Below are 14,031 nucleotides of genomic sequence, written 5' to 3' on the forward strand. Positions count from 1 at the left end.
AATATAATCAAAAATATAAATCAGTTATTTCTATGGTAAAGAAAATAGTATTCATACTGGCAATCCTTATTTGTATGGGAATTACCAGTTATGCACAGAATACGCCTTCTAAAATAACGGGGCAGGTAACAGACCACCTGGACAGGCCTGTGTACGGGGCAATCATCACCTCAGTAAATAATACAGGAGTGAGGTCAATCAGCGACAGGGATGGGAAATTTGAGATTACCGTAAATGGATCGGAAGAGTTACTTATAACCACCTCTGACAATAGCTATCAAATCGTTGAGGCGGAAACCGCCCAACCAATGAACATTGTGATGGGACTCTCGAGCAGGGCGGTAAATATTGGTTACGATGAAACACAAAGTTTAAGGGAATCTACCGCTTCGGTTGCAATCGCTTATGGTGACGAACTGAATAAACGTGCTGCAAGGGACATCGGCAGTTCTCTCTACGGTAATATACTGGGGTTAACGGTTCTCCAGGGAGCAGGCAACTACGCCGATTACCAGAATAATTTTCATATAAGAGGTCTGCAAACTTTAACCGCTTCAGGCAATAGTCCCCTTATATTGGTGGACGGTATCGAACGTGATTTGACCTATGTCTCTCCCGACGAAGTGGAGAGCGTAACGGTACTGAAGGATGCTGCGGCAGTAGCAATCCACGGCTACAAGGGTGCAAACGGAGCGGTGAACATCGTCACCAAACGGGGAAAGTACAATACTCGTGAGGTGAAATTCTCTTACGATTACTCCTACAATAGCATGTCGCGCAAACCCAGATTCGTAGATGCATATACCTATGCAAATGCGATGAATGAAGCCCTTGCCAATGACAAAAGGGATCCCCGCTATTCGAGTGCGGAAATTGAGGCATTCCGTACAGGCCGCTATCCGAATCTGTACCCAAATGTGAATTGGCTTGACGAAACATTCAAGGATGCAGCCCATACACAAACCTATAACATCAGTTTTCGTGGCGGAGGCACGTCGTTCCGTTATTTTACTTTATTGAATCTGCAAAACGACAATGGATTCATCAGGAATCCAAATGAAAACGAAGGATACTCCACACAGAACAAGTATTCGAAAGCCAGTGTGAGAAACAATCTGGATATCGACCTGACCTTAACGACAAAACTGAGGTTAAACCTGTTAGGCACATTGCAGGAGATGAGTCGCCCAGGACAATCCGCCAATCTGTGGGATATGATCTATTCCTTTCCGGCAGCCGCTTTTCCCATAAGGACGGAAGATGGTCTTTGGGGAGGCAACAGTACATGGGATGGAACAAGGAATCCTGTCGCACAATCGCAGGCGAGCGGTTACTCCAAATCACACAAGCGCTCTCTATTTGCCGATATGACTCTACAACAAGATCTTTCGGTCTTTTTGCCCGGCCTTGGCGGTAGCTTTAAACTGGCCTATGACAATATAGCCACCTACTGGGAAGATCATTCCAGGCAATTCGCATACGGAAGCTACACGGTGACCGAATGGGTCAACGGAGAACCCAATTTGGAAAACCTGAGCAAATATACAGGTGGCACGGAGACAGGCCTGGCTACAGGTTCGGACCTGATTGCATGGACACGTGTGGCCAATGCTGCGGGTACACTCAATTATGCAAAGAGTTTCGACAAACATCGTATCTATTCCCAGTTGAAATGGGATTATGAGTACAGGAACAGAGAGGGAGTGAATAACACCTGGTATCGCCATAATATGTCCCTCTACAACCACTACTGTTACAAAGATCGTTACTTTGCAGACTTGACACTGGTGGCTTCTGCGGCAAACAAACTGGCACCTGCCAGCCGGTGGGGATTCTCTCCCACTTTATCCGGTGCATGGCTAATTTCACAGGAACATTTTTTATGGAATTCGGCAATTATTCACTTTTTGAAACTACGGGGTTCATTCGGAATAATAAACAGGGACAATATTCCTGTGGATAACGGCGGCAATCCTGTGGAAAGTTACTGGGAACAAAGATATGTGGGCGGCAGTCAGTATTTATTCGACACAAGCTATGGCTCCGACGGCCTTTCACCCTGGAGATTCGGCCGCCTGCCGACATTGCATCCTGCACATGAAAAAGCCCTTAAATACAATGTGGGTGTCGATGCAACACTATTGAAAGGACTTAACCTGACAGTTGACGGATACTTCCAGAAAAGAAAAGATATCTGGGTAGAATCCAGTGGGAAATATTCCTCTGCGTTAGGTTTTGAGGCTCCTTACGAAAACGGAGGTATCGTCAATAGTTGGGGTTTTGAGACAGGAGTCGACTATTTCAAAAAGATGAGTGATCTCATCTTCAATATAGGTGCCAACTTCACCTTTAACAAGAATGAGATCGTGGAACAATATGAAGAGGTGAGGCTGTACGATAATCTTGTAAGGACAGGTAAACCGGTAGGGCAAATCTTCGGGTTGGTAGCCGACGGTTATTTCAAAGACCAGGCAGACATAGACAACAGTGTTCCGCATCTATTCAGTGAAGTAAGGCCGGGTGATATAAAGTATAAGGATATCAACAACGATGGAAAGATTGATGACAATGATATGACTGCCATAGGCTATAACTCTTTGACTCCCGAGATATATTATTCATTCCAATTAAATGCAGAATGGAAAAACTTAGGGATCAATGCATTATTTCAGGGGGCAGACAACTATTCGGCCATGTTGAATACCAAAAGCGTTTACTGGCCGTTGATCAACAACAACACAATATCGCAACATTATTATGACAACCGCTGGACTCCCGACAACCAGAATGCAAAATATCCGGCTCTCAGTTCACAGAGTAACAATAATAATTTCAGAAGCAATACCGTATGGTTGGAAGACCGTTCTTTCCTGAAATTACGACATATCGAGCTCTATTACAATGTTTCGAAAACACTCATGAAGAAAATCTCTTTCATGGAAAATGCGAAATTATATGTCAGAGGTATTGATCTTCTCTGTTTTGACAATATCAAGATTGCGGATCCTGAATCATACGGTGCCACCAATCCTCTTAACAAGAGCATTATAACAGGTTTATCTATCACTTTTTAATTAAATTGAATAACAATGAGACTTAATATAGCAAAATTATTAATCGCCACTATAGTTTTCGCCTTCTTTACTGTATCGTGCAGCGACCAGTTGGAATACAGGGAACACCAGAATTACGGGAAAGATTATGTCCAACTGAATTTTTCCAATATAGGCGGTTTGGTAAGTGATATATATTCACGGTTGGATTATGATTTCGGCAACTACGACCAGGCTATGCTGGCCTCTGCCAGCGATGAGGCCGAATATGCGTGGAGTTCCAACAAGATCCACGACTTCTATAACGGCGCATGGAGTCCCAGCAATCCCATGTCATCTACCTGGAACAGTAGTTATACTGCTATTCAGGGTTGCAACCTTTTCCTTGAAGAGTTTCTGGGATTGACTTTTCCCGAATTATCGTTCAACGATGACTATGCAGCGCAGATGTTCAGGTATAATAATTACGAAAATGAAGTACGCTTCTTAAGAGCCTATTTCTATTTCAATCTGATACGCCAGTATGGCGACGTACCCTTCTTTACCCATGTGATCAGTACTGAAGAGATAAATTCACTGCACCGCAGGCCGTTCGCCGAGATCGTTGAATTTATAGTGGATGAGTGCGATGCGATCGTAAACAAGATTCCGGTTGATTATACCAATCTGGGAAGTGTGGCTATACCCGGTAACCCGGAAAACGGACGGGCAAACAGATTGGCAGTCCTTGCCCTGAAAGCCCGTACCCTGCTGTTTGCTGCCAGCCCTCTATTCAATACCGATAACAGTAAAGAACTGTGGAAGGAAGCCACTATGGCCAATAAAGCGGTGCTCGATTCCTGTAGCAAATATGGATATGTATTAGGAAACTATACCGATATATGGGGAGCGGAGAACTGGCAGAGCAAGGAAGCGATATTTGTACGCCGTTTACCCGATACAGGTGGCACAAACGTTCTGGAGCAACGTAATTTTCCGGTGGGTGTAGAGGGCGGTAACTCCGGAAATTGCCCGACGCAGACATTGGTCGATGCCTACCAGATGAAAGCAACGGGTAAATTCTGGAATGAAGATGGAAGCGGTTTCGATCCTGCGAATCCGTATGAAGGCAGGGATCCCCGTTTCGAAATGAGTATTGTGAAGAATGGTGATACAAGATGGCCTTCCTACAACACCCGACCGATACAGACCTATGTCGGCGGAGCCAATGGTGCACCTATTGCTGGCGCCACTCCTACCGGGTATTATCTAAGAAAGTTGCTGGATTCGTCCATTGACCTGCGTCCGGGAACAACTACCAGAAGTCGTCATTCATGGATCACCTTCCGTCTAGGCGAATTCTACCTGAATTATGCGGAAGCCGTATTCAATTACCTCGGATCGGCCGATGCAACGTCTGCGGAATTTCCTCTGTCGGCTCGTGAGGCGGTCAATGTGGTCCGCAACCGCCAAGGGGTACAAATGCCTCCATTGGAGACAGGACTTGCCCCTGATGATTTCTGGAAAAGGTATAGCAATGAAAGGATGGTTGAACTGGCATTTGAAGGGCATCGTTTCTGGGATGTGAGAAGATGGAAAGAGGGAGAAAAGTTTAAGAGTATAGACCGGATGAGGATCACCAGAAACGCGGACGGTTCTTATACCTATACCCGTAGTACACAAAACCGTATATGGGACAACAAAATGTATTTGTTCCCCATCCCGCAGGCGGAACGGTTAAAGAATCCCAATCTTACACAAAACCCCGGATATTAAAGTAATCAGGTAATCGTACAAAGGGTTATCCAGAGAACAGGATCGCATTCTTCGTTATCGCATAAAAATAATGTGAAGTAATGTATAGTCACACTTACCTGCAAAATTCCATAAGAATGAATCGCCTCTATATAGTTGCTTTCCTATATTTGTTCATCCCGGCCGGGAACCTCTTATGCTCTCAACCTGGCTATGACTTCACGAAACTAAAACAAGAGAAATTGGGACGTGGGTTTATTGCCGTCCGGGAAGATGGGAATACCGTTAACCTCTCCTGGCGGTACCTCTCTTCCGACCCCATCGATATTGCTTTCGACCTATACAGGGATGGGGAAAAAATAAACAGCATGCCGGTCCGCAATACAACCTTTTTTAAAGATTCAAATGCCCCTGGACAGGAACTAAATTACGAGTTGCGAATTGCAGGCCGCTCCCAACACAAGGAGCTAACTACACACTATACACTGGAGAAAAATGCGCCCCACGGATATATCAATATTCCCCTGAATATTCCTCCTGACGGGATCACGCCTTCCGGACAGCTGTATTCATACCATGCCAACGATGCGAGTGTAGGCGATGTGGATGGAGACGGTGAATATGAGATCATCCTCAAATGGGATCCGTCCAATGCGCGGGATAATGCACACGACGGGTATACGGGAAATGTCTATATCGATTGCTATAAACTCTCCGGAGAACAGTTATGGAGAATTGATCTGGGAAGAAATATACGTGCAGGAGCACATTACACACAATTCATGGTGTTTGATCTTGATGGGGACAATAAAGCCGAGATTGTCATGAAAACAGGCGACGGCACTATCGACGGAACAGGGTGTGTGATCGGTGATGCAAATGCCGATTACCGTAACGACAAAGGGCGGATCTTATCAGGGCCCGAATACCTCACGGTTTTTGAAGGTAAGACGGGAAAAGCCCTGCAAACAATAGATTATATCCCGGAGAGAGGCGATTCCCAATCATGGGGAGATGAGAGAGGCAACCGGTCGGATCGTTTTCTGGCTTGTGTGGCCTATCTCGACGGGGAATACCCGAGCGTGGTAATGTGCCGGGGGTATTATACGAGAACAGTCCTGGCCGCATTCGACTGGCGGGACGGCAAACTCACCAACCGATGGGTGTTCGACTCCGATACCCCGGGTAACGAAAAATATGCCGGTCAGGGGAATCACAATCTCAGGGTAGGTGATGTAGATGGCGACGGATACGATGAAATCATCTATGGATCCTGTGCCATTGATAACGACGGGAAAGGACTCTATTCTACCGGTTTGGGACATGGCGATGCGATCCATATGACGGTGTTCGATCCCTCGAGTCGCAAACTGCAGGTATGGGACTGCCATGAGAACCAACGCGACGGATCTACCTTCCGTGATGCGGAGACAGGAAAGGTCCTTTTCCAGATCAAGAGCAACATAGATGTAGGAAGATGTATGGCCGCCGATATCGATCCCACGGTCAGAGGTGTGGAAATGTGGTCGATTGCTTCCGGGGGAATAAGAAATATAAAAGGAGAAGTCATCAATCCTTCTATCAGAGGTGTCCCCATCAATATGGGCTGCTGGTGGGACGGTGATCTGACAAGGGAACTACTCGACGGCACCCGTATATCCAAATACAATCCCCAAAGCGGCAGAGCGGATATTATCTTCGATTGCGATGAGTGTCTGAGAAATAACGGAACCAAGTCAAACCCGGCATTATGTGCCGATATCCTGGGTGATTGGCGGGAAGAGATCATCCTCAGGACAAAGGACAACAAAAACCTGCGCATCTATACTTCTCCGTACGAGACTCCTTACCGATTCCATACTTTTATGGAAGATCCGGTTTACAGGATCAGCGTAGCTACCCAGAATGTGGGCTATAATCAACCGACACAACCCGGCTTTTATTTCGGCAGCGACTTAATGGAAATTTTCCCGGAAAAAGCGATAGAAACAGCTTCGGATAGTGTAACTTTAGAAACAACGATGGAGTACGATTCCTACAAATGGTCCAGTGGGGAAACAACCCCCACTATAATCGTCAAAAAAAGTGATATAATGCCCGGACAAAAGCACAAGATAGAGTTGGAAGTCACCTACAGGGGATGTGTATTAGAAGATTATGTAGAAGTTGTATTCTTAAAATAAATTGGTTTTAATCCTATGAACACTCATGAAATACAAGTTCACTCACAAATATATAATTTAACTATGTTGTGTCTTGATTCTTGAGTCTAAAATTTAATCGTATGAAGAAAAAATATTTTACTGTTTTACTCTTTATTATATCGTGCGTCATTACATTACCGTCATACGCTCAAAAAAAATCGGATCCGATAAATGATTTTAACATACCGCTTCATTTATTACAGCGCAATTATGGTATCCCCTATGGCATCCCCGACAAAAAAGAGATGAAATGTGTCTATTCATCCGCACAAACCGCCACCGCACCTCTTTTCAGTGTCAATGATACGACACGCCCCGACCAGATCGTCGCTGGGAGTACCCGTAAAAGCAAAAACGCTCCTGTCGTCATGCTGATAGGTGATTCCACGATGAAAAACGGCCGGGGAAAAGGGGATGACGGACAGTGGGGCTGGGGAAGTTTCTTCGAACAGTTTTTCGATACCACCCGTATCTCTGTCGAGAATCATGCGTTGGGGGGAAGAAGCAGCCGCACATTTTATACGGAAGGATTATGGGACAAAGTCTTACCCGGCCTACAAAAGGGCGATTACCTCTTCATCCAGTTCGGCCATAACGACGGAGGGCCCTTGAATACCGGCCGGGCAAGAGCCTCATTGAAAGGGATTGGCGACGAATCACAAACCGTGGTTATGGAAAGGAACGGTAACCCCGAGGAAGTGTTTACCTTCGGCCATTATTTGCGCATATATATCCGACAGGCAAAAGCCCGTGGCGCAATCCCCATTGTACTGTCACACACTCCTGGAAATACATGGGATGGCAATAAAATGGTTCGTAACAATGAGACATACGGCAAATGGTCGAGGGAGGTGGCTGAACAGGAAGGGATTCTCTTTATCGACATGAACTACCTGATAGCCACAAAATGCGAAACTTTGGGAAAAGAGAAAACCAATGAGCTCTTTAAAGACAGGGTACATACTTCCTACGAAGGAGCAATACTGAACTGTGAAGCGCTGATTGAGGGAATCCGCACTGTTCCCGGACTATCATTGAATCAATATATAAACCAATAATCGTTATGAAACCCGCATAAGAGAAAAACTCTCGCACAAACACATGGCTAAAAATATCTTGTGTCTTGATTGTTGGTGCTTATGTCTAAATTTTAAATTTTATGAAACGAGACGCATTTAAAATGTTTTTGAAAAAAGGGTGTGAGGCTGAATATGAAAAACGGCATGACGAAATATGGCCCGAACTTACACAATTATTGCGCGAATCGGGAGTGTATGACTATTCCATCTTCTGGGATAAGGATACGAACATATTGTTTGGCGTACAGAAAGTAAAGGAAGATACCTCTTCACAGGATCTGGGTGACAACCCGATCGTACAGAAATGGTGGACGCATATGGCGGACATTATGGAGACAAATCCTGACAATTCTCCGGTATCTATCCCGTTGAAAGAAGTTTTCCACATGGATTGAAACCACTCAAATAAATGGACGAATGAAACTAAGATCTTTTATTGAGAAGACAAGTATCCTGTGCCTTTTCTTTTCATTATCATGCACCAGCGGAAAGAACCATAATTATCAATTCTATTTCGGTGAAGGGAATAAAAAAGAATTCGTAAAGATTACGGAACAAACCATATACGGCGTTAATTCACCGTATGGTTACGATCTGAACAGTGTGCACAAGGGCAACGCTCCTTTCTTTTTCTCTATTAATCTGCCTGAAGGGAATTACAAAGTAACCCTTACGTTAGGTGATAGGCATCAACCCACCAATACAACCATCAAATCCGAATCGAGGAGATTGATGCTGGAAAATATCGACGTAGCAAAAGGTGAAACTGTCAGTAAATCATTTATCGTTAACATACGAAATACAAAGATCGGAGAAAAGGATTCAGTAAGGATCAAACCTCGGGAGACAGAGAAACTGAACTGGGACGATAAACTGACCATCGAAGTGAACGGTACAAATCATGGACTACAGACAATGGTCATAGAAAGTGTTTCGGTCCCTACCGTTTTTCTAGCGGGTAACTCTACAGTAGTGGATCAGGACAACGAACCCTGGTGTGGTTGGGGTCAAATGCTACCACGATTCTTGAAAGCCGGAATAGCCGTCGCCAATTATGCCGAGTCGGGTGAAGCGGGTAATTCATTTATCTCCGCGAAGCGCTTTGCCAAGATCCTCTCTCAAATGAAGGAAGGGGATTACCTGATGATCGAATTCGGCCATAACGATCAAAAGCAAAAAGGTGAAAACAGAGGTCCCTATACCAGTTATAAGGAGAGCCTGAAGTATATGGTCGACGAAACAAGGAGAAAGGGTGCCACCCCCATATTAATCACGCCGATGCACCGTCGAAGATTCGACGATAATAGACAGGTTATCAACACGTTGGGAGAATACCCGGATGCGATAAGACAACTGGCTGAAGAAGAAAATGTGATGCTGATCGAGCTGAACAGCATGAGTAAAGTATTATATGAAGCATGGGGGCCTGAAGAGTCAAAAAAGGCTTTTGTGCATTATCCGGCCGGCACCTTTCCCGGCCAGACCGAGACATTGGAAGACAATACCCATTTTAATGCGTATGGAGGCTATCTACTCTGCAAATGTGTCCTGAAAGGGTTGATCGACAACGACTCTCCACTGAAAGAATACATTACAGAGGATTGGACCTGGTTCGATCCTGCGCAACCCGATGATATAGATAACTTTTTTATTCCCCCCACTCCATTTTACTCCGTAATAAAACCCGATGGAAATTAAAACTATACAATAAATAAAATTATGAAGAGAAATGTATTGATACCCTGTTTTTTATTCCTTTTTATAGGATCGTTGTTTGCACAGAAAAAAACGGATGAAGAAGCTGTAAGAGTTGTGGCCGACAATATTCTGGCCCAACCTGTAACCCAATTTGTGAGTGTGGACGACGGCACCGTCTATAACAGTACGGCAGAGATACCCGAAGGGAAAGATGTCCGGTTTAAAAGTCCGCTCACCGAATGGCACTATTCGAACGGTGTACTGGATATGGCCATGATCAATCTGGGAGAGTATCTCAACGAGGATAAATATGTAGAATACGCCAAAAGACATGTCGCTTTCGGATTCGACAATTACAAATACTTCAAGAACACTTTCAGACACGACCGCAATCATTGGCACTGGCCGTTCGGACAACTCTGGAACATGAAAGAACTGGATGACTGCGGTGCTATGGGGGCTGCGGTTATCGAAGTATACCAGTTAAAAAAAGAGCAACGATATCTCGATTATATCCATACGGCAGCAAACCATATCATGGAGGGTCAGGACCGCTTGGAAGATGGTACGCTCAGCCGGACTTTTCCGAGAAATATGACAGTCTGGGCAGACGACGCATACATGGGGACCTCATTCCTGACACGGATGGGGAAATTCACAGGAGAGAACCGCTATTTCGACGAAGCAGCCAAACAACTTATCCTGATGGACGAATATTTGTGGTGTCCCGAAAAACAACTCTATTATCACTGCTACTATACCGACTGGCAGAGAAACGGTGTTGCGTACTGGGGACGGGCGAACGGCTGGATCATGATCTCGCTGGTCGACCTTATCGAAGCTATGCCGCAGGATCATGCTCAACGAGGTGAACTGATCTCCATACTGGAAAAACAAATTGTGGGTGCTTCCCGCTGGCAGAATGCCAACGGAATGTGGAATCAGTTGCTCGACAAGAGTGATTCCTACGATGAGTCGTCAGTTACAGCCATGTTTGTATACGGTATCGCTAAAGCAATCAATAACCGGTGGATCGATCCTGCTTACCAAAGCATCGCAAGATCCGGATGGAACGCACTAAAGGACAACGAAATAACTCCTGACGGTCGTTTCACGAATGTGTGCGTAGGAACTGGCATCAGTAATGATCTGCCGTTTTACTTCAACCGTCCCGTCGGTGACAATGAGAAACATGGCCTCGGACTGATCATAAATACTGCCGTTGAAATAATGAAATTAAGCAACACACAATGAAAGGAATAAAAATATCGATGCCGGTGAGCAGGCGGACGGAGGGATTCACAGGGAAAGGAACAGAAAAATGAGAATAAAAAGTGAAGAATGAAGATGGGAGCCAAAAATCAAGAAGTGAAACCATAGAAATTTTGAAATTCCTGACTTCTTGGACTTCTCCACTTCCTACTTCTAATCAAAATAAATATTGTATGAGAAAAAATATACCGGTTATAGCGATAGCCTCTCTCTTTGCCCTCTCGGGATGTTCTTCCCCCGCCGGGGTTGCGGGAGACACTGATTGGCCTCAGATAACTCAGGAAAGTAAACCCTGGACACGTTGGTGGTGGATGGGGAGTGATGTGGACTCTGCAAACCTGACATACAATCTGGCAGCGTTGGGTAAGGCCGGGATAGGGGGCGTGGAAATCACACCTATCTACGGCGTAAAAGGGCGTGAAGCGCATTATCTCAATTACCTTTCACCCGAATGGATGAATTTGCTGGATTTCACCATTTCCCAAGCGGCCCGCCTGGGAATGGGAGTGGATATGAATAATGGTACGGGATGGCCCTTCGGGGGACCTGAGGTGACTCTGGAGGATGCAGCCACCAGGGCTGTTTTTCAGGAATACCAACTCAAAGGGGGGCAATCACTCGATGAGCTGGTCACAGTACGGGATGAAAGCCAGAAACCGTTTGCCCGGCTAAATAAACTTATCGCATACACCCCGGATGGTGAGAGTGTGGATATTACGGATAAAGTATCGGTGGAAGGAAAACTCAACTGGACGGCGCCGGAAGGAAAAGAGTTTACATTGATCGCACTGTTTATAGGAAAAACCCGGCAAGAAGTAAAAAGGGCGGCGCCGGGCGGACAGGGTTACGTGCTCAACCATTTCGATAAGGAGGCGGTCATGCGTTACCTCGGAAAATTCGATACCGCGTTTGCCGAAAAAAACGCCCCTTACCCAAACACTTTCTTCAACGATTCGTATGAAGTGTACGGCGCTGACTGGACGCCGGAACTGTTGAACGAATTTGAAAAAAGGAGGGGATACAAGTTGCAGGATTACTTCCCTGAGTTGCTGGCCAAAGGAGCAACGGAGCTCTCAGTACGAGTTATGACCGATTACAGGGAAACCATTGGTGAACTGTTGATGGAAAATTTCACCCAACCCTGGACCGAATGGGCGCACTCACACGGTGTAAAGACAAGGAATCAGGCGCACGGATCGCCGGCAAATCTGCTGGATCTGTATGCTGCTGTGGATATTCCCGAATGCGAATCGTTCGGCATCACCGATTTCGATATCCCGGGCCTGCGAAAAGACTCGATCCGCAAAGAGAACGACAGTGACCCCACCATCCTCAAATATGCTTCGTCGGCCGCCCATGTAGCCGGTAAAACCTATACTTCTTCCGAAACATTTACCTGGCTGACCGAACATTTCAGGACCTCCCTCTCGCAGGCCAAGCCGGAGATAGACCAGATGTTCACCTCCGGAGTAAACCGGGTATATTTTCACGGTACGACCTACTCACCGGGGGATGCCGCATGGCCGGGATGGAAATTCTACGCATCGGTAGATATGTCACCCACCAATCCCATCTGGAAAGACGCACCGGCATTCTTCGATTATATCGCGCGGGTACAGTCATTCCTGCAAACCGGAAAGCCTGACAACGATTTTCTGCTCTACCTCCCTCTTTACGATATCTGGGAAGGATTGCGCGGGAACTATTTCGCCACGTTCGCCATCCACGGGATGCGGGAACGAATTCCGGATTTCCGCAAAGCGGTGGAAAAGATCATGGAATGCGGTTACGACCTCGATTATATCTCTGACCACTTCATAAGTACGACCACTGTTGAAAACGGGCTGCTGAAAACAGAGGGTGGAACCACCTACAAAGCCCTGATATTACCGGCAGTGAAATATATCCCGGCCGAAACAATGGAACAGATCAGGAAATTGACAGAACAGGGAGCTACCGTGATCATTTCGGATCACTATCCTTCCGATGTGCCGGGATTATCCCATCTGGAAGAGCGGAAGAACCTGTTCCAGGATCAACTGTCGTTATTTCCGGAAGTCGCCTCCTTCGAAAATGTATCTGTCAACACAATGAAAAAGGGAACGGTCATCACCGGTAATAATTACAGGGATATGCTGGCAACATGGAAAGGGAACGAAGAACTCTTTGTCTCGGAATTGGGTGGACAACTGATCCGCAGAAAACATGACAATGGACATATCTATTTCTTCTCCATGTTGAAGAACAATCCCGTGGACGGATGGATCCCCTTAGGGGTAAAAGCCGAAAGCGCCCTGTTCTTTAACCCGATGAACGGCGAGAAAGGGTTGGCAAAACTGCGTAAGAATAACGGTAGGACAGAACTGCATATGCAGTTGAAACCCGGTGAATCAATTATTCTGAAAACATTCAACAGGAAAAAAATAGAAGCGGAAGAATGGGCTTATTATCAACTCACAGGAAACAAAGTTACCTTAAACAACGGTTGGACGTTACAGTTTGAAGAAAGTGAACCGGCAGTTACCGAAAGTTTTGCATTGGAGACTCTGGGATCGTGGACTGATATCGACAATGAGGCGTTGAAAAAGAATATGGGTACGGGACGATATTCACTGACATTTGATTTCACCAAAACACCCGGATGCGAATACCTCCTTTCACTGGGGGATGTACGCGAAAGTGCGCGGGTAAAGATCAATGGGGAGAATGCAGGAACCCTTTATGCCGTACCGTTCGAAACAACGATCGGATCATTGCTGCGCGACGGGGAGAACACCATAGAAATCGACGTAACCAACCTCCCGGCCAACCGCATCGCCGATTATGACCGTCGTGGTGTGGAATGGCGTATTTTCCATGAGATCAATTTTGTGAGCATCACCTACAAACCCACCGCATTCGATATCTGGGATATTGCACCATCCGGTTTATTGGGACCCGTCACGATTCAGGAACTTACAACTATTCATCCATAATGAAAACAATACAATA

General features: G+C 45.8%; 8 protein-coding genes. All 8 read left to right on the forward strand.

Annotation, left to right across the window (positions count from 1 at the left end):
• Positions 1-32 precede the first annotated feature (32 nt).
• Positions 33-3,074, forward strand: a complete 3,042-nt coding sequence (locus D7D25_RS05455) for a SusC/RagA family TonB-linked outer membrane protein (protein WP_122967945.1) — start codon at positions 33-35, stop codon at positions 3,072-3,074.
• Positions 3,075-3,089: 15 nt separating this feature from the next.
• Positions 3,090-4,808: a RagB/SusD family nutrient uptake outer membrane protein gene (locus tag D7D25_RS05460; protein ID WP_122967946.1), complete on the forward strand. Its 1,719-nt coding sequence runs from the start codon at positions 3,090-3,092 to the stop codon at positions 4,806-4,808.
• A gap of 116 nt (positions 4,809-4,924) precedes the next feature.
• Complete coding sequence (locus D7D25_RS05465) at positions 4,925-6,970, forward strand: rhamnogalacturonan lyase (RefSeq protein ID WP_122967947.1); 2,046 nt, start codon at positions 4,925-4,927, stop codon at positions 6,968-6,970.
• A gap of 101 nt (positions 6,971-7,071) precedes the next feature.
• Positions 7,072-8,049: a rhamnogalacturonan acetylesterase gene (locus tag D7D25_RS05470; RefSeq protein WP_122967948.1), complete on the forward strand. Its 978-nt coding sequence runs from the start codon at positions 7,072-7,074 to the stop codon at positions 8,047-8,049.
• A 101-nt stretch (positions 8,050-8,150) separates the two neighbouring features.
• Positions 8,151-8,465, forward strand: coding sequence for an L-rhamnose mutarotase (gene rhaM, locus D7D25_RS05475; protein WP_122967949.1), 315 nt, complete (start codon positions 8,151-8,153; stop codon positions 8,463-8,465).
• Positions 8,466-8,487: 22 nt separating this feature from the next.
• Positions 8,488-9,768 carry a rhamnogalacturonan acetylesterase gene (locus D7D25_RS05480; protein ID WP_122967950.1) on the forward strand — a complete coding sequence of 427 codons (1,281 nt, stop codon included), beginning with the start codon at positions 8,488-8,490 and terminating at the stop codon, positions 9,766-9,768.
• A gap of 21 nt (positions 9,769-9,789) precedes the next feature.
• A complete protein-coding gene (locus D7D25_RS05485; protein ID WP_122967951.1) occupies positions 9,790-11,022 on the forward strand; it encodes a glycoside hydrolase family 105 protein in 1,233 nt (410 codons plus the stop codon).
• 191 nt (positions 11,023-11,213) lie between these two features.
• A complete protein-coding gene (locus D7D25_RS05490; RefSeq protein ID WP_122967952.1) occupies positions 11,214-14,015 on the forward strand; it encodes a glycosyl hydrolase in 2,802 nt (933 codons plus the stop codon).
• Positions 14,016-14,031 lie beyond the last annotated feature (16 nt).

It is taken from the genome of Proteiniphilum sp. X52 (assembly GCF_003712195.1).
Classification (GTDB): Bacteria; Bacteroidota; Bacteroidia; order Bacteroidales; family Dysgonomonadaceae; genus Proteiniphilum.